Below are 26,473 nucleotides of genomic sequence, written 5' to 3'. Positions count from 1 at the left end.
TTGACCATCGTCGATGCGTTGGTGGTGAGGAGGAAGTAGGGCGCATTCACTTTACCCTCTCCCCTTGTCGCGGGAGAGGGTACGCCTGAGCAAGCGTCTACCGCCCCCTGAAATTCGCGACCCTGCGCTCGGCAGTAGCCTTGACGCCTTCCTTGAAATCCTCGGTGGCGCGTAGCTTGTTTTGCTCGACCAGTTCATGGTTGGTGGCGGCGAGCACGCGGTCGGCGAGGCCGGCGCGCATGGTGGCGCGGGTGGCGATCAGGCCGAGCGGCGAACATTCGGCGATTTCTGCGGCGAGCTTCATGGCCTCAGCGCGAACCTGATCCTGCGGCACGCAGGCGTTGGCAAGGCCCATCCGGGTGGCGTCCTCGCCGGTGACGCGGCGGCTGGTGTAGAAAATCAATTCCGCGTTGTTCTTGCCTACCAGTTCCGGCAACGTCGCCGTGAGCCCGAAGCCGGGATGAAAGCCGAGCTTGGTGAAATTGGCGGCGAACCGCGCCTCGGGGCAGGTGATGCGGAAATCCGCCGATACCGCCAAGCCCAGCCCGCCGCCGATGGCAGCACCGTGGACGGCGGCGACGATCGGCTTCTTGTTGCGGAAGATGCGTACCGCCTGGACATAGAGATGGTTGATCGGAAGGTTCGACGCCGGATCGATCTTGGCGCGCTCTTCGGCTTGCTGCCGCGCCGGATCGCCGAAATTGGCGCCGGCGCAGAACGCCTTGCCTTGCGCCGCCAGCACCGAGGCGCGGATTTCGATGTCGCGGTCGAATTCCTCCAGCGCGTCCGCGATCTGGTTGATCAGGGAGACGTCGAAGAAGTTCAATGGGGGTTTTCGGATCTCGATGAGGCCGACGTGACCGTGCTTCTCGATGCCGATGTCCGTGTACTTGCTCATGGCTGGTCCTCGATTGAGATGAATTAACGCAAGCCCGCGCGCCTAGCGCAAACCGAGCCCGCGCGCGATGATGCCGCGCAGCACCTCGGTGGTGCCGCCCTGAATGGTGAGTTTTGGTGCGACCTTCATCGCATAGGGCAGCACCGTGTCGAGAATTTCGTGGTTGGAGGCGTCCGGCTCGACGAAGGCGGCGAGATCGCGCACCCGCTGCGGCAACGCCTGTTCCCAGATGGTGCCGATGTCTTTGACGATGGAAGCTTCCACCACCGGCTCCTTGCCGGCGTGCAGCATGCCCGCGACCGACACCGACATCCGCCGCATGGTGTGAAGCTGCGCCACCAGGCGGCCGATGCCTTCGGCGCCGCGGGTGTCGGGTTCATTGCCCAGCGCGCGCACCAGTTCGGTCAACACGTAATAGGTTTCCAGAAAACGCTCCGGTCCTGAGCGCTCATAGGCGAGCTCGGAGGTCGCCTGTTTCCAAGCGCCGTCGATTTCGCCGAGCGCATGATCCTCGGGCACAAAGGCGTCGGTGAACACGACCTCGTTGAACTCGGATTTGCCGGTCAATTGCCCGATCGGGTTGACCTTGATGCCCGGCGTCTTCATGTCGACCAGAAACTGCGTCAGCCCGTGGCGGCGGTTTTCCTTGGTCGGCGGCGAGGTGTGTTTTTCGATCGGCATGAGCGAGCCCAATTCCGGCTCCGACCTGTTCGCCGCCAAGACCAAGGCGACCAGGACCGACGGCGGTTTCCTGATCAACGGCACCAAGATCTGGACCTCGTCGGCACAAGTCGCCAACTACATGCTCGGCATCTTCCGCACCTCGCCGTCGACCAAGGAAAACCGTCGCCACGGGCTGACGCAATTCCTGGTCGACATGAAGACGCCCGGCATCAAGGTCAATCCGATCGGGCAGTTGACCGGCAAGGCCGAGTTCAACGAGGTGGTGTTCACCGACGCTTTCGTACCGGAGGATCACGCGCTCGGCGAGATCGACGGCGCCTGGAAGCAGGCCACATCGGAACTCGCCTATGAGCGCTCGGGCCCGGAGCGCTTCCTCGAAACCTATTACGTGCTGACCGAACTGGTGCGCGCGCTCGGCAACGAGCCCGACACCCGCGGCGCCGAAGGCGTCGGCCGGCTGGTGGCGCAGCTGCACACCATGCGGCGCATGTCGGTGTCGGTTGCAGGCATGCTGCATGCCGGCAAGGAGCCGGTGGTGGAAGCCTCCATCGTCAAGGACATCGGCACCATCTGGGAGCAGGCCCTGCCGCAGCGGGTGCGCGATCTCGCCGCCTTCGTCGAGCCGGACGCCTCCAACCACGAAATCCTCGACAACGTGTTGCCCTACGCGATGAAGGTCGCGCCAAAACTCACCATCCAGGGCGGTACCACGGAAGTGCTGCGCGGCATCATCGCGCGCGGGCTTGGCCTGCGCTAATTCTTCTCAACCGAGGACCGTCATGAGCAAATATACAGATATCGGCGTCGAGACCCACGGCCATGTCGGCCTGATCGAAATCCGCAAACCCCCGCTGAATTTCTTCGACGTCTCGCTGATCAACCAGATCGCGGACGCGCTGGAGGAATTCGATTCCGACATCGAGATCAGAGCCTCGGTGCTGGCCGCGCAAGGCAAGGCGTTCTGCGCCGGTGCCAATTTCGGCGATCCGGCGCGGCAGGCAGCCGAGGAGCGCGCCAAGGTCGATCCGGCGTCGAACCTGCCGATCAACCACCTCTATGTCCAGGCCGTTCGCATCTTCCGCAACAAGAAGCCGATCGTCGCCGCCGTCCATGGCGCGGCCATCGGCGGCGGGCTGGGGCTTGCGGTATCGGCGGATTTCCGCATCACCTGCCCCGAAGCGCGCTTCGCCGCCAACTTTACGAAACTCGGCTTTCACCCCGGCTTCGGGCTGACGGCGACATTGCCGGAGCTGGTCGGCAAGAACAACGCCGAGCTGATTTTCTACACCAGCCGCCGCGTCACCGGCGAGGAGGCCTATCGGATGGGGCTTGCGAACGCCTGCGTGCCGCAGGACCAGGTCCGCAGCGAGGCGATGAAGCTTGCCAATGAAATCGCCGAATGCTCTCCGCTCGGCCTGATCGCAACCCGCGCCACCATGCGCGCCGGCCTCGCCGACCGCGTGCTGGCGGCGACCAACCACGAGCTGGTCGAGCAGAACAAGCTGCGCGTCACGGAAGATTTCAAGGAAGGCGTCAAGGCCACCGCCGAACGCCGCGTCGCGAATTTCAGGGGACGGTGAACTACACCGTCATTCCGGGACACGCGTCTTCGCGTGGACCCGGAATCCCGAGATTGTCGGCGCGAGATTCCCCGATGCGCAATTGCGCATCTGAGGTTCGCGCTTTGCGCGTCCCGGAATGACCATGATAAAATCTTCGTCGTCCCGGCGAAGGCCGGGACCCATACGCCGCGGCCCGCGTAAGGGGCACCCGGGTAGACGGCTTTCTTCACTACGAACATTTGTGGTTATGGGGTCCCGACCTTCGCCGGGACGACAATTTACGTCTTCCTCACCACCAGCGCATCGACAACCGTCACGCCCTGCCCTTGCGGATGCACCAGCACGGGATTGATTTCGATCTCCGCAATCTGCTCGCGATAGACCGCCGCCAGCACCGACACCTGCGCGATCAATTGCGACAGCGCCGCGACATCCGCTTTCGCCGCGCCGCGAAACCCGTTCAAGAGCGGCGCGGCCTTGAGCTCCGCTAGCATCGCGCTCGCCTCCTCCGCACTCACCGGCGCGGGGCGATAGATCACGTCGCGGAACAGTTCGGTAGTGATGCCGCCGAGGCCGACCATGACCATCGGGCCGAAGGTCGCGTCCTGCAGCGTGCCGATGATGATCTCGACGCCCTTTCTGGCCATCGGGCCGACCAGCACGCCCTGGATCGCCGCATTCGGCCGGTGCTTGCGGGCGTTGTCCAACAGCGCCTCATAGGCCAAAAACACCTCGCCCTTGGTCGCGATGTTAACGCGGACGCCGCCGACTTCGCTCTTGTGCGGAATGTCGGGCGACTGGATCTTCATGACAAGGGGAAGACCAACACGGGCGATCGCGGCATCCAGCCCGCCCTTCTCCGTCACCAGCACTTCGTCGGGCAAGGCAAGGCCCGCCTCGCGCAGCAGCGCCTTGCTGTCGGCTTCCGAAAGAACCGCGGATTTCAGATGCGCCGAGAGATCGCGCACCTCCAACGCAGCCACATCGACTGGCGGCGCCAGCTTGAACTTGGCGCGCTCGACCATCCGGCGCAGCGCCACGCCGGCATGGGTCAATCCCGACAGCACCACCACGCCGGATTTCGCCAATTCCCTGCGCGCAAAATCCGAGGGCAGCGTATACGAATAGAACACGATCGGCTTACGCTGCGCGTCGATCACCGGCTTCAACTGCGCCTCCTTGAACGGCATTCGCGTGTCGCTCGACAACGACTGCACCACCAAAATGGCGTCGACCTCGTCGGAAGCAGCGAGCAGATCGATGCTCCGTTGCAGGCCGCCGGAGTGCACACCCTGCGCGGTGACGTCGATCGGATTACGCGCCGAGCCATAGGACGGCAGCAGCTTCATGATCTCGGCCTGGATCGCTGCCGACAATTCCGGCACCTGCAGGCCCTGCAGCGACACCGTGTCGGCGCCCCAGATGCCGGCACCGCCGGACACCGTAAGCACCGCGACGCGGTCGCCCTTCGGCAACGGGTTACTGGCGAGCACCGCGGCGATGGCGACGGCCTCGTCGAGATCGTTGGAGATGATAAAGCCGTATTTGGCGAACGTCGCGTCATAAGCCGCCGACCAGCCGGCCATGCTCGCGGTATGGGAGGCGGCTGCGCGCTCGCCGGCGCCGGAACGGCCGACCTTGGTGACGATCACGGGCTTTCCAAGCTCCGCCGCGCGGCAGGCGGCGGCGACGAACTTGTCGACGTCGCGGACACCCTCGATGAACAGCAGGATCACGTCGGTGGAGGCGTCCTGCACCATGTAGTCGAAGAACTCGCCGGCGCCGAGATCGCTCTCGTTGCCGGCGCTGACGACATAGCTGATCGCAACCCCGAGCGCCTTGGCGCGATGCTTGATGGCAAAGCCGATGCCGCCGGACTGCGCGACAATGCCGATCCGTCGCCGGGTCGCGACCAGCGGAACATGGCCCGGCTTGACGTCGACGGTCGGACTGAAGGTCGCTGCGACCTTCTGCACCTCGCTCAGAAAACCTTCGGCGTTGGGGCCGGAAATCCGCATGCCGCTGCTTCTCGCCAGGCTCGCGATCTGCGCCTGCATCGCGGCGCTGTCGCCGCCCTCCTCGGCAAATCCCGACGAGATGATCACCGCGTTCTTGACGCCGGCGGTGACGCATTGTTCGAGCGCGCCGAGCACGGCCTTCGCCGGGATGATGACGACGGCGAGATCGATTGGCTGCCCGACATCTGATATCGACGGATAGCATTCCAGGCCATCGATATCGCCGTAGTTCGGATTGATCGGGTACAGCTTGCCCGGATACTGGTTCTTGCGCAGCATCGACAAGAGCCGCCCCGGGATTTTCTCCAGATCGCGCGATGCGCCGATCAGCGCGATGCTGGAAGGAGCGAAGAAAGAGTCGAGCGGATGCGGCATGCGGGATGGTCCTTTTTGTTGTTGGCGCACGATGTGTCGAATTGCAGCGCCGCGCTCAGTGTATCTTCGTCATCCCTGCGCAACGGCTTTGCCGTTGCCGCTGGAGGTGCGAGCCTCTTCGCGAGCCTCGAAGGATGACAGCCCGGAACCCCATCCTTCGAGGCTCGCCCTGCGGTGCAAGCGCACCGCAGGGCTCGCACCTCAGGATGACGGATCGAGCCAAAGTGACAAGTGCGCCACTCACGCCGCGAGCTTGAACGTCACGCCGCATAGATCGAATGAATCGTCCGACACGCCGCATCCTTTTGCCTTGGCGACATTAAGCACCTTGGCGACGTTGCCGACCTTGAAGGTCAATCCGCTCATGATCTCGGCTTCGCCCTTGACGAAGCGGAAGGCGGCATTGGGCAGCTTCAGCTCGGGCTCGCCATTGGCGCCCTTGCTGACGGGAATTTCGATGATCTTGCTCCAGTGCTCGGCAAGCCGCTCCGGCTCCGGGCTTTGCATCTCGACGGCAGTCAGCGCCTGCGTCACGTCCTTGCGGATCGCTTTTTGCCAGTCCGGTCCCGCCGGTGGATAAGGTCCCAAAATATCGTCGCTGCCGGCGGTGTGGTTGAATTCGATGAAGGCGGCGCGGCAATCGCGCGGGTGCAGCTGCACGCCGCGATAGGGCGCATGGCTGATGAGGTTGGCGATGCGCACCCCGATCTGCCCGGCGTGCCTGCCGCGCGCATCGGGATCGTCGCAGCAGAAGATTGCCATGTAGCCGCCGCGGCCACCGGTCTTGTCGAGAAAGCGTCCCGCCGCGGTGCCCGGCTGGAACGGCGCGACCACTTCCAACAGGATGGTATCGACCGGCAGCAGCGCGTTCTCCAGCCCGTATTTGGCGACATTGCCATCGCGGTAGCAGACGCTCAATCCCAAGACGCCGGCGATGTCTGAAATCACCGGCTCGAGACGCGGCGCCACCAGACAGATCTGGCGCAGGCGCAGATAGGGCGCCATCTCAATGACCTCGGTCATTTTCAATGACCTTGAAATACGGGCTTGCGCTTTTCGACAAAGGCCTTCGCGGCCTCCTTGTGATCGGCGGTCTCGCCCGCGCGTGAGTGGTGGATCGCCTCTCCGTCGAAGCAGGCTTCGAGCGACAGGTGTTCGGCATTGTTGATGTTGCGCTTGATGTAGCCGAGCGTCACCGAGGGGCCCTGCGCCAGCGACATCGCGACCTCGCGCGCGGCCGCGTGGATCTCGGCGTCGGGGACGACCTTGGTCACGACGCCAAGCGCAAGCGCTTCCTGTGCCGACAGCACCGGCGACATCAGATAGAGTTCGCGCGCTTTCGCGCTGCCGAGAAGATGCGTGAGGAAATAGGTCCCACCGTAGTCGCCTGATAGCCCCACCTTGGCGAACGCCGTCGTGATCTTGACGGAAGCCGCGGCGATGCGGAGATCGCAGCTAAGCGCGATCGACAGCCCGGCGCCCGCGGCGGCGCCGTCGAGTTGCGCCACCACGGGCTTCGGCATTTCGTGCAGGATGCGGGAGACTTCCATGCCGCGGCGAAGATTCGCCGTCTTGGTTTCGAACGACAAAGGCGCGCGCCCTGCCGCCATCGACTTGACGTCGCCGCCGACGCAGAAGGTGCCGCCCGCGCCCTTGAGCAGCACGGCGCGGACCTCGGGATCGTCCTGCGCCCGCCGCGCCGCCTCCACCAGGGCGCGCGTCATGTCCGGATTGAGCGCATTGCGCCGGTCCGGGCGGTTCATGGTGATGGTGAGCAGGCCGTGGTCGAGATCTTGCAGGACGATTTCGTTGTTCATTGGGTGGTGCCTTCTTGTCATTTGTTATGGTTTGTTGCTGTCCAATCCGTCATTGCGAGCGAAGCGAAGCAATCCATTCTTTCTTTTCTGGGCGAGATGGATTGCTTCGCGGAGCCTGTCATCGGGCGGCGCTTCGCGCCGACCCGTTGGCTCGCAATGACGGCCTTCGGCCGTCATTTCTTCACCAGCGGGCAGCGCGAGAGTTCCAGCGACTGGAACGCCTCGTTGCCCGGGATGGTGGCGAGCAGCTTGTAGTCATCCCAGCGGCCTTTGGACTCCTGCGGCTTCTTGACCTCGAACAGGTACATGTCATGCACCATGCGGCCGTCTTCGCGGATCCGGCCGTTGGTGGCGAACATTTCGTTGATCGGGGTTTCCTTCATCACCTTCATGACGGCAGCCGAATCGGTGGTGCCGGCGGCCTTCACGGCCTGCAAATAATGCGTGACCGACGAATAAACGCCGGCCTGCGCCGAGGTCGGCACCCGCTTGACCCGTGCCATGAAGCGCTTTGAGAATGCGCGGGTGTCGTCGTTCAGGTCCCAGTAAAAGGCTTCGGCCAGCAACAGGCCCTGCGCGGTCTCCAGCCCGATGCTGTCGATATCGGTGACGAAGGCGAGCAGCGGCGACATCTTCTGGCCACCCTTCATGATGCCGAATTCGGCGCCCTGCTTGATGGCGTTGACGGTATCGCCGCCGGCATTGGCAAGCCCGATCACCTTGGCCTTCGATGCCTGCGCCTGCAACAGGAACGACGAGAAGTCCGAGGTGTTGAGCGGATGGCGGACGCTGCCCAAAACCTTGCCGCCGCTCTTGAGCACGACGTTGGTGGTGTCCTTTTCCAGATCCTGCCCGAAGGCATAATCCGCGGTCAGGAAGAACCAGCTGTCGAGGCCGCTCTTGACGGCGGCAAGCCCGGTCACATTGGCCTGCGCGAAGGTGTCGAACACATAATGCACGGTATAGGGACCGCAGGCTTCGTTGGTGAGCCGGATCGAGCCGGGCCCGTTGTAGATCACGATCTTGTTGCGCGCCTTGGCGATCTCGCCCGCGGCAAGCGCGGTCGCCGACGCCGCCACGTCCCAGAGCATCTCGACGCCCTGGTTGTCGAACATGTCGCGCGCGATGTTGGCGGCAAGGTCGGCCTTGTTGAGATGGTCGGCGGCGACGATCTCTATTCTGCGGCCGAGCACCTCGCCGCCGAAATCTTCCGCCGCCATCTTCGCGGCTTCCTCGCTGCCGGCGCCGGTGATGTCGGCATAGAGGCTCGACATGTCGAGGATGCCGCCGAGTTTCAAGGGAGGTTTCGTTTGCGCCATGGCCGCACTGGCGGCCAGCACCAGCACCGAGGCGATCGCGCCGGAAACAATCCGCTTCATTTGGCGTCTCCCTGAGATGCTGCGTTGATTTCGCGGCCATTATTGCGTCGCCGCGATCATGCCGCATGCGCCTGCCAGCGGCAAGGCGCGCTAGGCACCGGTTTTTCCGCTAAGCGGAATGACAGTTTTCAGGGATGATTGGCGATACCTGATGGCGGCACGCGCGATGCGCGGCCAACGCCGCGCGCAATTTTCGAACGCGGTATTGTCTGAGTTGGTACTGTCAGTACCTGGCGACCACCGGACCGCCCCAGTTGAAATGATAGTTCAAACCGGCGCGGACGATCTGTTCGCGGAACGGGGTCGAGGTGGTGAATACGATGGCCGGAACGGTGGATGCCGCAACACTGAGCGAACGGCTGCCGAGATCGACATAGAGATATTCGACCTTGACGCTCCAGTTCGCGCCCAGCATGGCTTCGGCGCCGGCGCCTGCTGTCCAGCCGGTACGGACACTCGACGACGCCCCGTTTGCGCAAATCGTCGCGGCGGGAATGCAGCCGAATGGCACGTCGGTGGTGAAGAAGCTTGTCCGGGTCTGGCCATAGGCAAGGCCGCCGGTCGCATACAGCAGCAGTTGCGAGGTGGGCAGGAATCCGAGGCGGCCACGCACCGTGCCGAACCAGTCGATGGATTTGCTCACGCTGGTCGAGGTCGAGTCAAAACCCACCGGGAACGTCGTCTGGGCCGCCGACCCCCTGACGCCGGAAGCCTGGATATCGGCCTCGAGGCCGAGCAGCCACTGCGACATTTGCCAGTTGTAGCCGGCCTGACCGCCACCGATCGCCCCGCTGGCCGAGGGCGACAGCGCGGCGGGGAAAACCCCGGCAGTAGTGGCCGCTGCGACGAACGGCACCAGTATGGGGTCGGTCGAGACGAGCGATATGCCGGTGGAAGAGCCGGAATCCCAGCCATATCCGACATTGCCGCCGACATAGAATCCGTTCCAGGTCGCGGGCGGAGCAACGGCCGTGACGGGCGCCTTGTAGGCCGGCGCGGGCGCCAGATCGGCCGCGACCGCCGACCCCAGCGAGGCCGCCGCGAGCAAGCCTATGCCGGCCAATCCGAGTTGCTTGACAATATTCGCCATCATTGGGCCGCCCCCGGAATCAGAGGCAGATTTTGTACCCCACAAAGCAGGGTTCGGCTGTGACGATTTAGCCACTCTCCCACAAGATTCGACAACCTGCCGGTAGCCCGTTCCGTCGAGTGCAACCTCAGACCAGATGGAAGTCCGCTGCCGTCAGGCTGGCGTGCTGGGTATTGGTGATGGTGACGACATGGTTGGGGTCAAGCGTCAACACGCTGTTGGCGCCGACCTGCTGGATATCCGCCATGATGTTGGCAACGCTACCGCCCCACACCGTCGCCTGCAATTGGATGACATCCAGCGCCGGCTGGAAATTGTTGACGGTGTCGTGCCCGAAATTGCTGTTGAACACGAAGGTATCCTGGCCGTAGCTCGCGGCATTCAGCGTGTCGCCCGGCCCGCCGATCAGGAATTGATGGGCGTTGAGGGTGGCGGAGGCGTTGAGCGTGGCATTGCCGGCGCTGCCGTCGAGCGTGGTATTGCCGAATCCCGCGGTCGCCGACCCGCCGGCGGGCACCTGGACATAGGTCTGGTTGGCGGGCGTCACGATAATGGTCAGCAATGAGTTGGAGGTCTGGCCGTGTCCGTCATCCGCCATATAGTAGAAGGTGTCGACGCCAACGCTTACGACCGAACTGCTCGCCACATAGCTATAGCTGCCATCGGCATGCAGCGTCAGCGTGCCGTAGTTGCCGGCGACCGGCTGATTGACGTCGCCCGCCAGTCCCTCCACCGTGCTGACGACCAGGTGATCAGATGGATTGGTGTCGGTGTCGTTGGCTAGCACGCCCTGCGCCGCGGTCGTGGTCAGCGTCTGGCCCGCGGCGACGTGGTTGGAGTCGGGATTGGCATTGACCACGGAGGTCAGCACCCCGAGCCCGTTGAAGGCCGCGGCGACGTTGGCGGGATTGCCGGCGAGATCGGTGATGGTGGTCCCGGCGGTGATTCCGGTGATCGCCAGCGTCGACACCGTGGAGTCGTTCGATCCGACCGTGTAATCGAATACCAGCTTGGTCGGATCATGCAGCGCCGCGGTCGCGGTCGGATCGTAGATCGCATGACCGCCATCGTTCAGCGTCAGTTCCGGGGTGGCGCCGCTAATCGTGACGGCTTCACCGAACGAAAGCGTCATCTTCACGACGTTGCCGAACATTTCTGTGCCGGTCGAGGGCTGGGCTGTCGCCGTCGCCGTCGGGGCCAGGGTATCGCCGGTGAAGTTGATGGTATTGCTCGCGGCGCCGACGTTGCCGGCCAGATCGGTGTAGCTCGCAACGTTGACCTCGACCGAGCCAACCTCGGTGTTGGTCACGCTGGGGGTGAAGGTCGCAGTATAGATGTCCTGGTGGGAGCCGTTAAGGCCGACATGGACCAGATTGCTCAGGCTGCCGCCGCTCACGGAGGTGTCGCCGAGCGCGAAGTTCGAGACGGCTTCCGAGAACGTGAACGTCATGAGAGCGGTCTGTCCGGCCAGCAGTGACGTATGGTTCGCCGCGATCGCCACCGTCGGCGCCAGCGTGTCGCCGGTGATGCTCAGCGTATTGCTTGCCGCGCCGGCATTGCCGGCGAGATCGGTGTAGCTCGAGGCATTGACCGCGACAGAGCCCGCCTCGGTATTGGTCACGTTCGGCGTAAACGTCGCGGTGTAGACATCCTGGTTGGAGCCGTTGAGCCCGACATGCACCAGGTTGCTCAAGCTGCCGCCGCTCACGGTGGTGTCGCCGAGCACGAAGCTCGCGACCGCTTCCGAGAAGGTGAACGTCACCGTCGAAGTCTGTCCGGCCAGCAGCGTGGTGTGGTTGGCTGCCACCGACACCGTCGGCGCCAGCGTGTCGCCGCTGAAGCTGACCGTGTTGCTTGCCGAGCCGGGATTGCCCGCGGCGTCGGTATAGCTCGACGGCGTCACCTGGACCGAGCCGGCCTCGCTGTTGGCCGCGGTCGGCGTAAAGGTCGCGGTATAGATATCCTGGTTGGAGCCATTCAGCCCGACATGGACCAGATTGCTCAAGCTGCCGCCGCTCACTGTGGTGTCGGCGAGCACAAAACCCGGAACCGATTCGGAGAAGGTGAACGTCACCGTCGCGGTCTGTCCCGCCAGCAGCGCGGTATGGTTCGCCGCGATCGACACGGTGGGCGCCAGCGTGTCGCCGGTGAAGCTCAATGTGTTGCTCGCCGCGCCGGCATTGCCTGACAGGTCGGTATAGCTTGCCGACGTCACCTGCACCGAGCCCGCCTCGCTGTTGGTCACGCCAGGCGTAAAGGTCGCGGTATAGATGTCCTGGTTGGAACCGTTGAGCCCGACATGGACCAGATTGCTGAGCGTCCCGCCGCTGACCACGGTGTCGGCCAGCGCAAAACTCGAGACAGCCTCCGAGAACGTGAACGTCACCGTCGCGGTCTGGCCTGCCAGCAGCGTGGTGTGGTTGGCGGCGACCGACACCGTCGGCGCCAGCGTGTCGCCGGTGAAGTCGACGGTGTTGCTGGCCGAACCGGGATTGCCTGCGACGTCGGTATAGCTCGCCGACGTCACCTGGACCGAACCGGCCTCGCTGTTGACCGCGCTCGGCGTGAAGGTCGCGGTATAGATGTCCTGGTTGGAGCCGTTCAGCCCGACATGGACCAGATTGCTCAGGCTGCCGCCAGTCACACTGGTATCGCCAAGCGTGAAGCTTGCGACCGCCTCGGAGAAGGTGAAGGTCATCGTCGCGGTCTGGCCCGCGAGCAGCGCGGTATGGTTGGCGGCGATCGACACCGTCGGCGCCAGGGTGTCGCCGGTGAAGGCGATCGTGTTGCTCGCCGAACCGGCATTGCCGGCGGCGTCGGTATAGCTTGCCGACGTCACCTGGACCGAACCGGCCTCGCTGTTGGTCGCAGCAGGCGTAAAGGTCGCGGTATAGATGTCCTGGTTGGAGCCATTGAGCCCGACATGAATCAGGTTGCTCAGGCTGCCGCCGCTCACACTGGTGTCGCCGAGCACAAAACCCGGGACGGATTCGGAGAAGGTGAACGTCACGGTCGCGGTGTGGCCCGCCAGCAGCGCGGTATGATCGGCCGCGATCGACACCGTCGGCGCCAGCGTGTCGCCGGTGAAACTCAGGGTGTTGCTCGCTGCGCCATTGTTGCCGGCGAGATCGGCGTAGCTCGCGGCGTTGACCTGTACCGAGCCCGCCTCGGTGTTGGTGACGCTAGGGGTAAAGGTCGCGGTATAGATGTCCTGGTTGGAGCCGTTGAGCCCGACATGCACCAGATTGCTCAACGCCCCGCCGGTCACACTGGTGTCGCCGAGCGCGAAGCTCGCCACCGCTTCCGAGAAGGTGAAGGTCACCGTCGCGGTCTGCCCCGCCAGCAGTGAGGTGTGATTACCCGCGACCGAGACCGTAGGTGCTGTTGTATCGACCTGCAGATGCAGGTCGGTCGGCGCATTGGTCAGCACCGCGTCTTTTCCGTTGCCCTGGATCGTGCCGCCGTTGAGCAAGAGGCTCTGGACCTGGAGATCGGCGGTATTGTCGCCTGACTGCACGATGTAGCTGAAGGTCAGCGCGTTGGATCCGGTACCGCCGGAATAGGTTGCGAACTCGCTGTCGTTGAGCTGCAGCTCGGGCATGCCGGTGACATCGACGACGCTGCTGAAATGGGCCGTGATGGTCACGACCTTGTTGACATCGAGATCGGTGGCGCCGCCGGTGGTGGTGGCAGTCACCGAGGTGATCACTGGCGCAAGCTGGACGTTGATGGTTTCCGGCCCGGCCGCGGCGCTGGTGGCGCCGCCGGCATCGGTGACCTGGAAGCTCGCCGAGCGGGTCGCATTGGCGCCCGCATTGGTCGGATCGGTCGCGGTCGAGGAGAACACCACGCCGTTGATCAGCTGGTCGTAATCCGCCTGCGTCCCGGTGCCGCTGGTGGTGCTGATGGTCAGCGTCTCGCTGCCGCTGCCGGCGCCGGCATAGACCACGCTGTACTGACTGCCGTCGGTCAGCGTCACCGTTCCGACATTGCCATTGTACGACAACAGATCGCCATCGCCGGCATAGCCGCCGGTCAGCGTGACCGTGGCGCTGGCGATGGCGTCGTTGCCGTCCGGATCGGTGACGCTGGCGCCGCCCTGCAGGGCCTCCGCGGGGGTCAGCGCGGTATAGGTCTCGGAAGGCACATTGAGCGTGATCGCCGGCGCGCGGTCGACGCTGATGCTCAGGGTCGTCGACGCCGTGCCGCCATGGCCGTCGGATTCCGTATAGGTGACGATCTCGGTGGGATGGCTCCCGGTCGCCGCATTGGCGATCGCGGTCTGTTCGCCGACGGTCGCACCCGAGGTGTAGCTATAGGTGCCGCTGGAATTGAGCGTGAGGTCGCCATAGGTGCCGTGGAACACGGTGCCGAGAGTGCCGCTGCTGCCATCCGTAAAACCGGTCACGGTCAGCGTGTCGCCGTCCGCATCGCTGTCATTGGTCAGCACGTTGCCGGTCGCCGCCGAACCTTCGGCCACGGTGCTGTTGGTATCGGCCACCGCCACCGGCAGCCGGTCGAGCGTAATGGTCAGGGTCGAGGACGCCGTGCCGCCATGGCCGTCGGACTCGGTATAGGTGACGACCTCGGTCGCGTGGCTGCCGGTCGTCGCATTGGCGAGCGCGGTCTGTTCGCCCACGTTTGCGCCCGCAGCATAGCTGTAGCTGCCGTCGGCATTGAGCGTGAGATCGCCATAAGTGCCGTGGAACACGGTGCCGACTGTGCCGCTCGTGCCATCGGTAAAGCCGGTCACGGTCAGCGTATCGCCGTCCGGATCGCTGTCATTGGTCAGCACGTTTCCGGTCGCCGTCGCGCCGGCCACGTCGGTATTGGTGTCGGCCACTGCCACCGGCAGGCGGTCGAGCGTAATCGTCAGGGTCGACGATGCGGTACCGCCGAAGCCGTCGGAGTCCGTGTAGGTGACGACCTCGGTCGCATGGCTTCCCGTCGTCGCATTGGCGAGCGCGGTTTGCTCGCCCACGGTCGCACCCGCCGAATAAGTGTAGCTGCCGTCGGCATTGAGCGTGAGATCGCCATAGGTGCCGTGGAACACGGTGCCGACCGTGCCGCTCGCACCATCGGTAAAACCGCTCACCGTCAGCGTGTCGCCGTCCGCATCGCTGTCGTTGGTCAGCACATTGCCGGTCGCCGTAGAGCCAGCCACATCGGCATTGGTATCGGCCACCGTCACCGGCAACCGGTCGAGCGTGATGGTCAGGGTCGAGGACGCCACCCCGCCATTGCCGTCGGATTCGGTATAGGTGACGACTTCGGTCGCATGGCTGCCGGTCGCAGCATTGGCGAGCGCGGTCTGTTCGCCGACGGTCGCACCGGCCGTATAGCTGTAGCTGCCGTTGGCATTCAGCGTCAGATCGCCATAGGTGCCGTGGAACACGGTGCCGACCGTGCCGCTCGCCCCATCGGCAAAACCACTCACGGTCAGCGTGTCGCCGTCCGCATCGCTGTCATTGGTAATGACGTTGCCGGTCCCCGTAGTGCCGGCGACGACCGTCTTGGTATCGGCCACCGCCACCGGCAGGCGATCGATCGAGATGGTCAAGGTCGACGACGTGGTGTCGCCGATGCCGTCGGATTCCGTATAGGTGATGACCTCGGTCGGATGGCTGCCGGTCGCCGCATTGGCGAGCGCGGTCTGTTCGCCCACCGTCGCGCCCAGCGCATAGGTGTAGCTGCCGTCGCTATTGAGCGTGAGATCGCCGTAAGTGCCGTGGAACAAGGTGCCGACGGTGCCGGCGCTGCCATCGGTAAAGCCCGTGATGGTCAGCGTGTCGCCGTCGAGGTTGGTGTCGTTGGTGGTGACGTTGCCGGTCGCCGCCGAACCGCCCACCACCACCGCATTGGTGTCCGCGACCGCCACTGGCACGCGGTCGAGCGTGACGGTCAGGGTCGAGGACGCCGTGCCGGTGAATCCGTCGCTCTCGGTATAGGTGAACACATCGGTGGCGTGGCTGCCGGTCGGCGCGCTGATGCTGGTATTGGCGGTATAGGTGTAGCTGCCGTTGGCGTTCAGCTTCAGCGTGCCGTATTGGCCCAACAGGTTCGACCCAACCGTTCCGGAACCGTGCGACGAATCGCTGATGGCCGTCACGGTCAGCGTATCGCTGTCCTGGTCGGTGTCGTTGGTGACGACATTGCCGGTGACGGCGGGCCCGTTCACCTTGGCCAGATTGGTGTCAGCAGTCGCGACCGGCGCACGGTCAACGGTGATGGTCAGGGTGGCGTTGGCGGTGACGCCCTGCTCGTCGCTCACCGTATAATTGAAGGTGTCGATCGGATGCGAACCGGTGATCGCCGCGATCGCGGCGGCATTGTTGGCGGCATAGCTGTAGGTGCCGTCGGAGTTCAGCGTCAGGCTGCCGTAGGTCCCGGTGACGGAATGGCCGACATTGCCCGAGCTTCCCCGAACCAACGTGACCGTCAAGGTGTGACCGTCCAGGTTGGTCGCATCGCCCAGCACGCCGGTACCGGCCGTCGATTTGCTCAGGGTCGCGCCCGCCAGCACGACGCCGGTTTCGGCCTCGTTGAGGCCGATGATGTTGGTGCTGAAGGCGACCGAGGTGCCGGCGAACGCGCCGGTGAAGGTTTCGGTGGTCTGCGTGACGTCGCTGGTATCGAAGATCGACTGCGAAATGTCGTTGCCGGTGGTATCGACGGTAAAACCGTCCTGCCCGTCCCAGACCAGCGTGGTGAGGCTGCCCGGCGCGCCGCTGAAATTGGCCGCCGGAACGAAGCGGACCTGATCGTTGGGTCCGATAATGGTGGCGTTGGTGTCGGAGACGGTGGTGGAGATGTTGTTCCAGGTGCTGCCGCTGTTGGTGGAATATTCCCACGTACCCTGCGCCGCTGTCGCCGCATTGCCGACGATGGCGACGCCGGCAAAGGGGTGGCCCAGAATGGAGTCGTACTGGCCGCCGGTGATCAGCGAGGAAATCGCCGTGCCGCTGGCGGGGACGGTGTTGTCGAAGATGTCGGTGAGTTTCGAACCGGCGCCGTTCGAGATCGGACCGACGTCGGAAAAGATGCGCGCGTCGGCGTCCTGCGCGCCATGATTGGTCGTGGTGAGCCAGGTGAGGGCGATGCCGCCGGTGCCGTTGGCGACCGCGACGGTGGGATTGAAATTCAGGACGTTCGCGGTCGGGATCGTGACCAGGAATTCGTTGGTCAGCGGCGTGTTGTCGGAATTATAGATTCGCGCGTAGATTTCTTCCTGGGTTGAAGTGAGGCCTCGCTCATAGGTGACGATATAGGCGCCGCTCGGGAACAGCGAAGCATGGGCTTCGAGCGGCTCGAAGCCGCTTACCGAATCGGCGATGGTGAAAGGCGTCTGCGGACTGGTGAAGCCGGGCGAGAATATTTCGCCGTCGAGATTGCCGGTGCCCTCCGCGTCCGTGTACAGCACCAGGATGTTGCCGTTAGCAAGCTCGGTTTGCGGCGAGGACTCCGCGCCGGTCGGCAGCGCGGCAGTCAGGTCGACCGGGGTGGTCAGGCCAGTCAGCGAGGCGCCGTTGCTGGCGACGCCGAACGACACGCCGTACTCAGGATCGTTGCTGCCGTTGTTGGCGATCCAGGTCACATCGACGGTGGTGCCGTTGGTGCTGGCAAAGACGTCGAAATTGAAGGGAAAGCTGCTGTTGGTGCCACTCGTGCTTACCGATATGGCGGAACTGAGCGCATTGAAATTCGAATCGAATATCTCGACCTTGGTTTCGCCGCCGGTAATTGCGAAGCTGCCGTTATAGTCGCTCTGCCCCCAGGCGACCACATAGTCGCCGTTCGAGAGCTTCACTACCGTCTCATCCTGCATATCGGCGTTGGCATTACTGACGATGTTTATCGCCGAGCCGGGGGTGACGGTATTGCCCGAAACCGTCATCTCCTGCGCGGTGATGGTGTTGATGAATCCCGTCGTTTGACTGAGGACGTTGTCGAGCACCCAGAAGGTGTTGCTGCTCGGGCCGTCCACCGCGAGAGCGTTTTGGGTGTTGGGTACTTGCCCCTGAAATTCGCTGCCGATGCGGTTGCCGTTCTGGTCGAAGACGTCGGCCTCGATGGTGCCGTTGCCGCCCTGGCCGTCATTGTCGTCGAACGCAATCGCGATATCGCCATTGCCGAGCGTCGCGACCACCGGGTCGTTAAAGCCGTTTGCCCCCGGATTTTCCGACGGCACGCGGAAGACGCCGGTGGTCAGCGTGCCCTCGAAATGCGCGAGCGCCTCCGCGGTGAAGGGCGTGGCTGGCGCCGCCGCCATGCCGGTCGTGGCATCCAGAGTCCAGTTCTCGCCATCGGGCGTCTGCCCGATATCATGCGTTGCCGCGGCCACGTTGACGCCGGCAAGATGCGACAGGTCGGCGATGAACTGCTGGCCGCTCGCGCCCTGCGCGGTATCGCAGGCGTAGAGCGAGAGATCGCCGCCGCTGGCGAGCGCATTGCCGATGGTCGCCAGCGCACTGGCATGATCGGATAGATCGGAATCGTTGAGCGTCGTCGAACCGAGTTCGAGCTCGCCGGCCGCGCCATGCGCCACGATCTGGATGCCGCTGAGATTGCCGAGATGTTCGGATTTGAGAATCCCCGCGATCTGATCGAGGCCGTCGCTGCCGGCGTCGATCACGAACGCTTTCTCGCCGGGCTTCAGTCCGTTGAGCAGGTCCTGGATATCGGGCACGCTGGAATCGATGAAGACGACATCGCTGACGACCGGTCCGGGCGATGGCGCCTGAAGCAATGAAAGATCGGCCGTCACGAAGGACGAGCGCGGATCGATGGTGAAAAAATTATTCTGTTCGTCGAACGTATCGCCGGGAATGTGATAATTTCCCGGCCGTCGGATAAATCCCATGACGCCTGCCCTCACTAACGCCGAGGCCGGTCAATAACCGGGGCTTAGCCCTCTCCTTGCACGTCGTTTTGCGCGCGCGGCGGGCTGCATTCACTCTCAGCAACGGCCGCAACTTATCAACCCAAGGTAACGTCCACAAGATAATATATACAGAGCATTAACGTTAAGCGCGCGCGGTTCCACGGTCCTCGCAAGTCATCGCGAGTTCACAATCGGGAACCGCGAAATCGATCAAGAGAATTTGAGAGCCGATGTGTGAGAAACGAGCTGGACATCGAACCGCGTTTGCTGTGCGGCGAATCTGTCGCAGCGCCGGGGCGACGATCTGATCGCGCGCAGCGCTTGAGCCGCGATGAATCGCCGCACTTTGCCGCCTCCCGGTGTTTCGTCACACCAGGTGAAAGTCCGACGCCGTCAGGCTGGTGTGCTTAGTATTGGTGATGGTGATGACGTGGTTTGTCGGCTCCAACCTGCTGGATGTCGGCCAGCATGGTAGCGATGACCATCGCCCGTTGCGCGCTGAATTTCTAGCGCCGCGGATCGGCGGGTTTCGCAGCGAGCCGGCGCAATTTGGTTGCCGATATCTCTTCGGTCGCCTCGTCGAGCATGATGCGCTCGACGCTGTAGCCGACGTCGCGGCCATAGAACACGTTGGTGATGTTCGGCAGCGCGATGACGACGAAGCGCCCGGCATGGGCCGAGAGCGCCGCCTCGATACGCTGCTTGACGGCGAAGAACGGCAGCGGGTTCTTCTCATCGATGCCATGGGTGTCGCGCACCGCGATGCAGACCTGGCCGACCCGGCGCAATCCCTCCTCGATCAGGCGCTGATGGCCGGGATGAAACGGCTGGTAGCGTCCGATGAACAGCGCGGTCGGCTTTTGCGGATCGAACGCCGGGCGCAGCAGCGCCAGCGCCTGTTCGGCCCAGAATTGCGGCGCGCCGTCGGCTGTGACGTGCAGATCGATATGGTCGGGTCCGACGAACATCCGGTTGGTGTCCTCGAACCGGCCGGCTTCGATGCGGTCGACCCAGATCACAAAGGCCTCGCCGAAGGCTTCTCTCGTCTCCGGGGTCGGGCAGATGAAATCGGCGATCACGGTGCCGCCGGCCTCGATCACCCGGTCGCACATCCAGCCCATGCGGCGCGCGTGCTCGACCCGATCATCGAGGCTGAAGCCGAGATCGCGGGAGAGATTGGCGCGAACCGCATCCGCGTTGAACACCACGGCGTTGAGCAGCGGCGCCAGCGCCGTCGCCAGCGTGGTCTTGCCGGCGCCGGGGAGCCCCATGATCAGAATTTTGCGTTGCATGTTTCAGAACCTGTGTGAGCTGATTCGCTTTACCATTTTCGCAGGCTGACAAGTAGGCGGCCCACCGCGGAGTGGGGCCGGAAAGCAGCCAGGCGTCGCCCGCTTCGCTTCGCCGGGGACAGGATTTCCGCTATGGAGCGAGGCCAAACCGTGAGCCGCGTGATGAAGCCGGTGCGCCCGACGACGGAAGATTACGTCCGAGTAGCCATGATCACATTGGCCTGCGGTCTTTTGACCGCGGCCGGCGTCAGCCCGGGGAACGCGGCAGGATGCGCGTTCGAGCCGCAGGGCGAGGGCCGCGTCAGGACCGTCATCGACGCGCGCAGCTTTCGCCTCGAGGATGGCCGCGAGGTTCGGCTTGCCGGCATCGAGCCAGCCGCGACCGAAAAATCGAACGACAGCGCGGCGCTGGCGGCGATCATTGGGGGACGCGAGGTGAGTTTGCGCGGCGAAGACGACACCCCGGACCGCTATGGGCGCCAGATCGCCTTCGTCTATCTGGCGCCGTCCGAAATGCCGGTGCAGGGCCAGCTCCTGGCGCAAGGCGAGGCGCTGGCAGCGGGCGACGTCACCGACAAGGACTGCGCCGCGGTCCTGGCAACGGCGGAAGCGTCCGCCCGCGAGGCCAGAAAAGGGTTCTGGGCTGATCCGGCGGCCATAAAAAACGCGGAAAGTCCCGGCGATATTTTGACCGGGATAGGGCGTTTCACGGTGGTCGAGGGCAGGGTTCTGTCGGTCCGGCAAGCGGGCGCAACCACTTATCTGAATTTTGGACGGAACTGGACACGGGACTTTGCTGTGACTATTCCAAGGCGCATGCTGGCGCCGTTCGAGGCCGCCGGCATCGTTCTCAAGTCCTTGGAAAACAGGCGGATTCGCGTCCGCGGCTTCATTGAGGCACAAAGGGGACCACGAATCGACGTGCTCCGGGTTGGGCAAATTGAACTGGTGGGCGGGAAATAGCCCACAAGACACATACGAGTAGCCGAAGTGGCTGATACTGCGGGACGGCGCAAGAGAGGGACGAGCCGCCGCCTTTGGGCTGCGCCCATCGTGCTGGGCACAAGCCTTTTGCTCGCCGGCTGCGGCGACATGAGCCGATTCCAGACGGCGCAGCCTTCGGCCTCGACTCCCGCCAGCAAACCCAATCACACCGTCGCGCAGACGCCGGCCGCCGAGCGCGAGCATGAGCGCATCCTCGCCTCCTATGGCGGCGCCTATGACGATCCGAAACTCGAAGCCCTGATCACCAAGACCGTCGACCGGTTGGTGGCGGCCTCCGATCGTCCCGACCAGGCCTACAAGGTGACGATCCTCAATTCCGGCGCGGTCAACGCGTTCGCGCTGCCGACCGGGCAGCTCTACGTGACGCGCGGCCTGATCGCGCTCGCCAGCGACACCTCGGAATTGTCGTCGGTCCTGAGCCATGAGATGGCGCATGTGCTGGCCAAGCACGCCTCGATCCGCGAGGACCAGGCGCGCCAGGCCGCGATCGTCACCCGCGTCGTCACCGACATGAGCAACGATCCCGATCTGACCGCGCTGGCGCTGGCCAAGACCAAGCTGACGATGGCGAGCTTTTCGCGCGCCCAGGAGTTCGAGGCCGACGGCATCGGCGTCGGGATTTCCGCGCGCGCCCATTTCGATCCCTATGGCGCGGCGCGCTTCCTGACCTCGATGGAACGCAATGCCGAGATGAAGGCCGGCAAGAGCTCGATCGATCCGCGCGCGCAGGATTTCCTGTCGTCGCATCCGGCAACCCCCGAGCGCATCGCGAACGCCCAAAACACCGCGCGGCAATACACCTCGCCGGAGGGCGGTGAGCGCGACCGCGAAACCTATCTGCAGTCGATCGACAACATCGTCTATGGCGAAGACCCCAGCGAAGGTTTCGTGCGCGGCCGCCGGTTCCTGCATCCCAAACTCGGCTTCACCTTCACCGCGCCGGAAAATTTCACTCTCGACAACACCGCGCAGGCCGTGATCGGCGTGCGCGACGGCGGCGCGCAGGCGATGCGCTTCGACGTGGTGCGGGTGCCGGCGGAACAGACGCTCGGCGACTATCTCAACAGCGGCTGGATGGAGAATGTCGACAAGGCGTCCACCGAGGAAATCACCATCAACGGTTTCCCGGCGGCCTCGGCGGCCGCGCATGGCGACCAGTGGCAGTTCAAGATCTATGCGCTGCGGTTCGGCTCGGACGTCTACCGCTTCATTTTCGCGGCCAAGCAGAAGACCACCGAAAGCGACCGCAACGCGCGCGAGACGGTCAATTCCTTCCGCCGCCTGACGCTCGAGGAAATCCAGGCCGCGCGGCCCTTACGCATCAAGGTTATCACCGTGCAGCCCGGCGACACCGTGGAATCCTTGTCGCACCGCATGGCCGGCGTCGACCGCCCCGCCGAGCGCTTTCGCGTGCTGAACGGGCTCGACGCGCATGCCCAGGTGAAGGTGCGCGACCTCGTCAAGATCGTGGTGGATTGAGGCGCGAAGCGCGTCATCTCCGGGGCGCGAAGCGAACCCGGGATCTCGAGATTCCGGGTTCGCGCTTCGCGCGCCCCGGAATGACGATCAATCTAAAAGCCCGGTCTCATCGACCGGGCTTTTGGCCCGATAGCAGTCCTGCATACTTCGATTGCCGCTACGATTGGGCCGCGTGCCGCCGGCGAGCATTGCGCCGGCGCCGAATGGCCGGCAACCGGCGGCAGATCGTCTCACACGCGGGACGGCCAGGAATAACCGATCATTAACCATATCAGCCCATGCTTTAAGCCGAATTTGGGTGGGCTATCGCGCGAGAGCCGTCGGTGGATCGTCCACGCGACGGCTCTTGCTCGTTTTCCCGATCGGCGGCGAGGAAAAATCTTGCGACTGGGCTGACACGTAGGGAACGCAGGTGGCTGAAACACCGCACGAGGAAACGCAAGGAGACAAGCAGCCTGAGGTCGCACCGCAGGCGGCGTCAAGCCGAGTGCCGATGATCCTGGTGTCGTTATCCGCCCTGGCCATCATTGGCGCGGCCACCGCCAATTCCTTGCCGAACTTCTCCTTGCCGCACTTCAATCGCTCCTCTTTGCCGAATTTCTCCTTGCCGAATTTCTCTTTGCCGGATTTCAGTCGCTTCACCGCACAGTCTGCGCATGAGACGGCTTCTGTCCCGATACCGGATCCCGTTGTCAGCGCGACACTGAAGGATATTCAGTTGTCGCAGCAGCAAAACGCAGCCGTGTTGGTGTCGCTGACGCAGAGCTCCGCGAATCAACAGGCGGATTTAAAAAGAATATCGCGTCAACTCTCCTCGCTGGCGGCGCAGACGGACGCGCTGCAGAACGCGGTGACGCCGCTGACGACTTCCAGCATCCCCCATCCGAATATCCGCGCCCGGGTCGTCGGGACGTCGCGGAGAATAATCCCTGCACTGCCCAAACCTGTCGGCCCTGTTTCGGTCGGAGGCGCCCCGCTCAGTCCGGCACCGGGCTCGGGCGCAGGATAGCTTTCAGTCCCGCGCCAGCCGCGCTTTTGTGCGGACCCGTTGGCGTCGCCCTGGAATGACGACACCAAACAAAAAGCCCGGTCTCGCGACCGGGCTGTTGTCTGTCTGGGCCTTGCGAATCCGACTTACGCCGCCTCGTCGGCGACCGCGGCATCGTCGCCCTCGGCATCGACGTCGCCTTCCGCATCGGCTTCGCCCTCGGCACCGGCTTCGGTCTCCGTCTTGGCGCCGCGGCGCGGGCTCTTGGCGAGCTGGCTTTCGATTTCCTTGACCGCTTCGGTTTCCGTCACGTGCTGCACGACGGCGATTTCGCGCGACAGGCGGTCGAGCGCGGCTTCATAGAGCTGGCGTTCGCTGTAGGACTGCTCGGGCTGCGATTCCGAGCGATAGAGGTCGCGCACCACTTCGGCGATGGCGACGATGTCGCCGGAATTGATCTTGGCTTCGTATTCCTGGGCGCGGCGCGACCACATCGTGCGTTTCACCCGCGCGCGACCCTTCAGCGTCTCCAGCGCCTTCTTGACCAGCGCCGGCTCCGACAGCTTGCGCATGCCGACATTGGCGACTTTCGCGGTCGGCACCCGCAGCGTCATCTTGTCCTTCATGAAATTGATCACGAAGAGTTCGAGCTTGGCGCCGGCGATCTCCTGGTCCTCGATGGCGAGGATCTGGCCGACCCCGTGGGCGGGGTAAACCACGAACTCGTTGGTCTTGAAACCCTGGCGCTGGGTCAGAACCTTCTTCGGCTCCTCGACCCTAGGCGCTGCGGCCACCGGCTTGGCGGCGGCGACGGGCTTGTGGGCGACCGGCTTGTTCACCACCGGCTTGGCGGCGGTCTTCGGAGCGGCCTTATGGATCGTCTTGTTGAGAACGGTCTTGGCAGCGACCTTCGAAGCAGTACCCTTCGAACCCGTCGCTTTCGCGGCAGTTTTGGCAGTCTTGTTTGGCATTTCGCTTCTTTTGTTTTTCGAGGATTTTGCAGCCGAGGCTTTGGCGGCCCGGACATCCCGGGCACGGCTCTTGGATGCGCCGCGGCTCACCGCCCCAGCTTTCTTGGAGACCTTGGAAACACTCTTTTTACGCGTTTTCTGTGACACAGCCTGCGCGCGGAACTGCCACGCCCCTGTTTGATGGTTTTCACGGGAACCCATAGGGGCCTCAGCGAGGGCTGACGGGTTCGGCTTATAATGTGCCCAATATAGCACATTTTCCGCAAAAATCAATGATTTACGCCCCTCACGGGGCGTTTCGGGGTCATTTTGGCGACATCAGCGCATTAGGGTTAAGTGGTAACCAGTGCGGGTCAGTCGCCGCTTCCCGGTTTCGGAGAAAAATATTTCTCGAACTTGCCCTCCTCGCCCTCGAAATCCTTGGCGTCGGCAGGCGATTCCTTCTTCTGGGTGATGTTCGGCCAGCTCTTGGCATATTCGGTATTCACCTCGAGCCATTTCTCCAGACCCGGCTCGGTATCCGGCTTGATGGCATCGGCCGGGCATTCCGGCTCGCATACCCCGCAATCGATGCATTCGTCCGGGTGGATGACCAGCATGTTCTCGCCCTCGTAGAAGCAGTCCACGGGGCAGACCTCGACGCAGTCGGTATATTTGCATTTGATGCAGGCTTCAGTGACGACGTAAGTCATCCAAAACTCCGAAAGAGGTGGCGCCGAAACGGGTCAATTTTGAGTGGTTTGCGTAGCCCATGAACCCCGCAGCCGCAAGGGAAGCAAACTTCCTCGGAGCGCCATTTTCCAGCGGTTCTATGCTGGTGACCTGACATAGTCACTCTCGCCGGTCCTGCAAATCCTGATACAGCACCCTCGCCGCCGCGGCGTCGCCGCGCCGCTCGGCAAATCCGATGATTTTGAGCACGCGCACGCTGCGATCGAGCCCGATGGTCAGGACGTCGCCGGCCTTCACGGCATGACCGGGCGCCGTCTCGCGCACGCCATTGATGCGGACATGGCCGGCCTCGACCAAAGCGGCCGCCGAGGTGCGGGCCTTCACCACGCGGGCGTGCCACAACCATTTATCGAGACGCTGGCGCTCCACGCGACACCACAATCCCCGTCATCCTGAGGTGCTCGCCGTCTTCGGCGAGCCTCGAAGGATGACTATCCCAGAGATCCATCCTTCGAGGCGCGCAAGTCAGCGGCGCAATTGCGCCGCCGCGCGCACCTCAGGATGACGGTTCACTCACAACCATCCCAGTTCAGCCATCCTTGCGGTTGGCGGTGAGCTGTTCCTTCAGCGCCGCCAGTTTGGCGAAGGGCGAATTGGGGTCGACCGGGCGCTCGCGCTCGCGCGGGGCGGCGCTGGTGGCGTATTGCCGGTGCGACGGGCCGCTGTCGCGCTTGTCGCGCCCGCCCTTGTCGCGATCGCGGCCGCCCTTGTCGCGCCCGCCGCCGAACTTGCCCTCGAATTTTCCCTCGAATTTTCCCTTGGGCCGCTCGCCTTCCCGACCCTTGTCGTTGTCGCGGCCCTTGCCCTGGAAGCGTTCGCGGGAGGGACGTTTGTCCTCGCGCGGTTCGGCTGCCGGCGCGCCCTCGGCGGGCGCGGCCGTGACGACCGCGGTGGCGTCGGCCGGCGCATCGGGGCCGGGTTTGCGGAACTCGCTGTGACGGTCGCGCCGTCGCCGGTGCCGCTCGCCCTTGGCGGGCTCGGTGGCTTCACCGGTGGCTGCGGCGGGTACGGCAGCTGCCGCAGGGCGATCATGCTGGCGATGACGGTTGCGATCATGACGCGGCCGGCGATCTTCCGAACGGCCGCCGGGCCGCCAGACTTCGATCAATTCGGGTGCCGTGACCGCCTCGGGCGCGCCGGCGGTTTCCGCTGGTGCCGCATCGGTCGCGGCGGCCTCCACTGGCGTCGCATCGGTACCGGCTTCGGCTGCATCGACCGCTTCGATCTCCGCGGCTGCTTCAACTGCCGCCTGCGCCTCGGCCGCTACGGCTTCAACCGGGCTCATCGGCTCCGGTTGCGCCT

General features: G+C 64.0%; 15 protein-coding genes and 3 pseudogenes. 5 read left to right on the top strand and 13 right to left on the bottom strand.

The genetic code is table 11. From position 1 onward, the window contains the following. Positions 1 to 97: 97 nt before the first annotated feature. Positions 98 to 898, bottom strand: a complete 801-nt coding sequence (locus VK804_RS19820) for an enoyl-CoA hydratase/isomerase family protein (protein WP_325373344.1) — start codon at positions 896 to 898, stop codon at positions 98 to 100. A 42-nt stretch (positions 899 to 940) separates the two neighbouring features. After that, positions 941 to 1,561: pseudogene (locus tag VK804_RS19815) on the bottom strand (acyl-CoA dehydrogenase); the annotation flags it as partial. Here VK804_RS19815 and VK804_RS19810 point away from each other — a divergent pair. Continuing rightward, positions 1,554 to 2,339 (top strand): annotated as a pseudogene (locus VK804_RS19810) (acyl-CoA dehydrogenase family protein); the annotation flags it as partial. The pseudogenes VK804_RS19815 and VK804_RS19810 sit on opposite strands and share 8 nt — an antisense overlap. A gap of 22 nt (positions 2,340 to 2,361) precedes the next feature. Next, positions 2,362 to 3,162 carry an enoyl-CoA hydratase/isomerase family protein gene (locus VK804_RS19805; RefSeq protein WP_325373342.1) on the top strand — a complete coding sequence of 267 codons (801 nt, stop codon included), beginning with the start codon at positions 2,362 to 2,364 and terminating at the stop codon, positions 3,160 to 3,162. 260 nt (positions 3,163 to 3,422) lie between these two features. Here the strand turns inward: VK804_RS19805 and VK804_RS19800 are convergent, their stop codons facing one another. The 7 genes from VK804_RS19800 to VK804_RS19770 all read right to left on the bottom strand — a co-directional run bounded on the left by VK804_RS19800 (position 3,423) and on the right by VK804_RS19770 (position 19,996). Further along, positions 3,423 to 5,537, bottom strand: coding sequence for an acetate--CoA ligase family protein (locus VK804_RS19800; RefSeq protein ID WP_325373340.1), 2,115 nt, complete (start codon positions 5,535 to 5,537; stop codon positions 3,423 to 3,425). A 240-nt stretch (positions 5,538 to 5,777) separates the two neighbouring features. Continuing rightward, positions 5,778 to 6,542, bottom strand: coding sequence for a hypothetical protein (locus tag VK804_RS19795; protein WP_325373346.1), 765 nt, complete (start codon positions 6,540 to 6,542; stop codon positions 5,778 to 5,780). Between the two features lie 20 nt (positions 6,543 to 6,562). Further along, entirely contained in the window at positions 6,563 to 7,354 is a 792-nt protein-coding gene (locus VK804_RS19790; RefSeq protein ID WP_325373338.1) for an enoyl-CoA hydratase, read from the bottom strand. 173 nt (positions 7,355 to 7,527) lie between these two features. Next, positions 7,528 to 8,733: an ABC transporter substrate-binding protein gene (locus VK804_RS19785; protein ID WP_325373336.1), complete on the bottom strand. Its 1,206-nt coding sequence runs from the start codon at positions 8,731 to 8,733 to the stop codon at positions 7,528 to 7,530. A gap of 223 nt (positions 8,734 to 8,956) precedes the next feature. Beyond that, a complete protein-coding gene (locus VK804_RS19780) occupies positions 8,957 to 9,826 on the bottom strand; it encodes an outer membrane protein (RefSeq protein ID WP_325373334.1) in 870 nt (289 codons plus the stop codon). Between the two features lie 124 nt (positions 9,827 to 9,950). Then, on the bottom strand, positions 9,951 to 18,683 hold the full coding sequence (locus tag VK804_RS19775; protein WP_325373332.1) for an Ig-like domain-containing protein: 8,733 nt from the start codon (positions 18,681 to 18,683) through the stop codon (positions 9,951 to 9,953). A gap of 527 nt (positions 18,684 to 19,210) precedes the next feature. Continuing rightward, on the bottom strand, positions 19,211 to 19,996 hold the full coding sequence (locus tag VK804_RS19770) for an adenylyl-sulfate kinase (RefSeq protein ID WP_325373330.1): 786 nt from the start codon (positions 19,994 to 19,996) through the stop codon (positions 19,211 to 19,213). Positions 19,997 to 20,158: 162 nt separating this feature from the next. Between VK804_RS19770 and VK804_RS19765 the strand changes: the two genes are divergently transcribed. The 3 genes from VK804_RS19765 (at position 20,159) to VK804_RS19755 (ending at position 23,489) form a co-directional block, all read left to right on the top strand. Continuing rightward, on the top strand, positions 20,159 to 20,959 hold the full coding sequence (locus tag VK804_RS19765) for a thermonuclease family protein (protein ID WP_325373328.1): 801 nt from the start codon (positions 20,159 to 20,161) through the stop codon (positions 20,957 to 20,959). Positions 20,960 to 21,088: 129 nt separating this feature from the next. After that, on the top strand, positions 21,089 to 22,480 hold the full coding sequence (locus VK804_RS19760) for a M48 family metalloprotease (protein ID WP_325373326.1): 1,392 nt from the start codon (positions 21,089 to 21,091) through the stop codon (positions 22,478 to 22,480). A gap of 412 nt (positions 22,481 to 22,892) precedes the next feature. Continuing rightward, positions 22,893 to 23,489: a hypothetical protein gene (locus VK804_RS19755; RefSeq protein ID WP_325373325.1), complete on the top strand. Its 597-nt coding sequence runs from the start codon at positions 22,893 to 22,895 to the stop codon at positions 23,487 to 23,489. Between the two features lie 125 nt (positions 23,490 to 23,614). On the opposite strand, the gene VK804_RS19750 is transcribed toward VK804_RS19755, so the two are convergent. From VK804_RS19750 to VK804_RS19735, 4 genes and pseudogenes are all read right to left on the bottom strand, one after another. Next, complete coding sequence (locus tag VK804_RS19750) at positions 23,615 to 24,439, bottom strand: CarD family transcriptional regulator (protein ID WP_414642814.1); 825 nt, start codon at positions 24,437 to 24,439, stop codon at positions 23,615 to 23,617. 353 nt (positions 24,440 to 24,792) lie between these two features. Beyond that, positions 24,793 to 25,131, bottom strand: coding sequence for a ferredoxin FdxA (fdxA, locus tag VK804_RS19745; RefSeq protein WP_325373321.1), 339 nt, complete (start codon positions 25,129 to 25,131; stop codon positions 24,793 to 24,795). Positions 25,132 to 25,270: 139 nt separating this feature from the next. Then, positions 25,271 to 25,540 carry an RNA-binding S4 domain-containing protein gene (locus VK804_RS19740; RefSeq protein WP_325373320.1) on the bottom strand — a complete coding sequence of 90 codons (270 nt, stop codon included), beginning with the start codon at positions 25,538 to 25,540 and terminating at the stop codon, positions 25,271 to 25,273. A 160-nt stretch (positions 25,541 to 25,700) separates the two neighbouring features. Further along, a pseudogene (locus VK804_RS19735) lies at positions 25,701 to 26,473 on the bottom strand (helicase); the annotation flags it as partial.

Source organism: Bradyrhizobium sp. (assembly GCF_035484855.1).
Lineage (GTDB): Bacteria > Pseudomonadota > Alphaproteobacteria > Rhizobiales > Xanthobacteraceae > Bradyrhizobium.
The sequence above is the reverse complement of the archived record's forward strand: the minus strand, read 5'-3'. Positions and strand labels throughout refer to the sequence as shown.

What these genes read in the sequence shown, in the direction of transcription:
- VK804_RS19820 (WP_325373344.1), bottom strand. Translation starts at nt 898, where the DNA reads ATGAGCAAGTACACGGACATCGGCATCGAGAAGCACGGTCACGTCGGC.
- VK804_RS19805 (WP_325373342.1), top strand. Translation starts at nt 2,362, where the DNA reads ATGAGCAAATATACAGATATCGGCGTCGAGACCCACGGCCATGTCGGC.
- VK804_RS19800 (WP_325373340.1), bottom strand. Translation starts at nt 5,537, where the DNA reads ATGCCGCATCCGCTCGACTCTTTCTTCGCTCCTTCCAGCATCGCGCTG.
- VK804_RS19795 (WP_325373346.1), bottom strand. Translation starts at nt 6,542, where the DNA reads ATGGCGCCCTATCTGCGCCTGCGCCAGATCTGTCTGGTGGCGCCGCGT.
- VK804_RS19790 (WP_325373338.1), bottom strand. Translation starts at nt 7,354, where the DNA reads ATGAACAACGAAATCGTCCTGCAAGATCTCGACCACGGCCTGCTCACC.
- VK804_RS19785 (WP_325373336.1), bottom strand. Translation starts at nt 8,733, where the DNA reads ATGAAGCGGATTGTTTCCGGCGCGATCGCCTCGGTGCTGGTGCTGGCC.
- VK804_RS19780 (WP_325373334.1), bottom strand. Translation starts at nt 9,826, where the DNA reads ATGATGGCGAATATTGTCAAGCAACTCGGATTGGCCGGCATAGGCTTG.
- VK804_RS19775 (WP_325373332.1), bottom strand. Translation starts at nt 18,683, where the DNA reads ATGGGATTTATCCGACGGCCGGGAAATTATCACATTCCCGGCGATACG.
- VK804_RS19770 (WP_325373330.1), bottom strand. Translation starts at nt 19,996, where the DNA reads ATGCAACGCAAAATTCTGATCATGGGGCTCCCCGGCGCCGGCAAGACC.
- VK804_RS19765 (WP_325373328.1), top strand. Translation starts at nt 20,159, where the DNA reads ATGAAGCCGGTGCGCCCGACGACGGAAGATTACGTCCGAGTAGCCATG.
- VK804_RS19760 (WP_325373326.1), top strand. Translation starts at nt 21,089, where the DNA reads ATGAGCCGATTCCAGACGGCGCAGCCTTCGGCCTCGACTCCCGCCAGC.
- VK804_RS19750 (WP_414642814.1), bottom strand. Translation starts at nt 24,439, where the DNA reads ATGCCAAACAAGACTGCCAAAACTGCCGCGAAAGCGACGGGTTCGAAG.
- fdxA (WP_325373321.1), bottom strand. Translation starts at nt 25,131, where the DNA reads ATGACTTACGTCGTCACTGAAGCCTGCATCAAATGCAAATATACCGAC.